Annotated in this window: 1 protein-coding gene; it reads right to left on the bottom strand. The window is 60.2% G+C overall.

The genetic code is table 11. The features are described from left to right. Positions 1-52: 52 nt before the first annotated feature. The coding region (locus tag ABNX41_RS21840) for an integrase (protein WP_438671781.1) at positions 53-1,157 on the bottom strand (1,105 nt) is incomplete at its 5' end.

The following is a 1,157-nucleotide window of genomic DNA, read 5'->3' on the forward strand; positions in this document are numbered from 1 at the left end:
AAGCCGCGTTCTCAGGCGATATACTGACCCGTGCCCGCGCTATCGTCGCGGCTCAAAGTGCGATGGCCTGAAGCAAGGTCTGCATATGCTCGACCGTTGCGCCCTTGCCGTAACGCTCACGGTCGAGTCTGTGGCCGAACAGATCGCGCCTGATCCGATCATCAAAACCCGCCGCCAGCATACGATCCTCGAACGCATGTCGCAGGCTGTACATGCTGTGATCATGGGTTTCGAGAAGGCCGTTTTCCCGCAGGAACTTGTTGACCGTTGCCGACAAGCTGGCGCTGTTCTTGCGGTATCTCGGGAATCCGTCAGGATTGGCGCGGAACGCCTCAAGGCTCACGCCGACCAGCGGAATAACGCGCTTGGCATAGGCTGACTTCAACTGTCTATCGACCGGCTCAATGGTGATGAACGGCACCTTGCCCGTCAGGTGGATCTGGTCCTTGGTCAGCATCGCGCCTTCAGATGGGCGGTATCCTGTGTTCACCATGCCGAGTAAGATACCCCGCGCGTCAGGATTCAGACCATCCAGCGCGCCGGGGGCAAGCAGTCTCTCCCTGATCCAGCTATCTGAGAAGGGCGGGCGTTGCTTGGCCTCTCCCTGCTTGAATGACAGATCGGTGAGCGGCAGCACCAGCCCGAGCCGCTTCATGCGGTTCACGGTCTTCAGTACATCGCCCAGATGGATAAGGTCTTTATTGGCGCTGTTGGGCGTCAGGCCGTCCGTTTCCAGCTTCTCGATCCACCAGCCGCGAAAATCCAGCATGTCGTCGCCGGTAATATCGGCCAGGGCCTTGTTGCCCACGACCTCGATAAAGTTCTTCACGGCTTTGACACGCGGGTTCTTCCAGCGCCGAAGCTGATCCTCTGACTTCCCGAGGGTCTTCTCTTTCGCCAGGGTCCAATACAGATCAAGCGCGCGCTCCACCGTGATCGCGGGTTCCTTGGCCCCACCAAGCAAAGCCGCAGCTTCGATCATGTCTGGCTGACCATCGGGTTTTGTGATCGCCTCGACCCGCTGCAAGAGTTCCTCACGCGGCAGTTGCGCCACGCGGGCGGCAGGGAGGTATCGGTGCCCTCGCACAGCCGCCAGTTCCTTAGCGGCCTCAAAGCGGGCCTCTGCATCTCGTGTGTCACCGGCGAGTCGGGCTTCC

Origin of the sequence: Pseudogemmobacter sonorensis (assembly GCF_042762395.1) — a bacterium.
Classification (GTDB): Bacteria; Pseudomonadota; Alphaproteobacteria; order Rhodobacterales; family Rhodobacteraceae; genus Pseudogemmobacter; species Pseudogemmobacter sonorensis.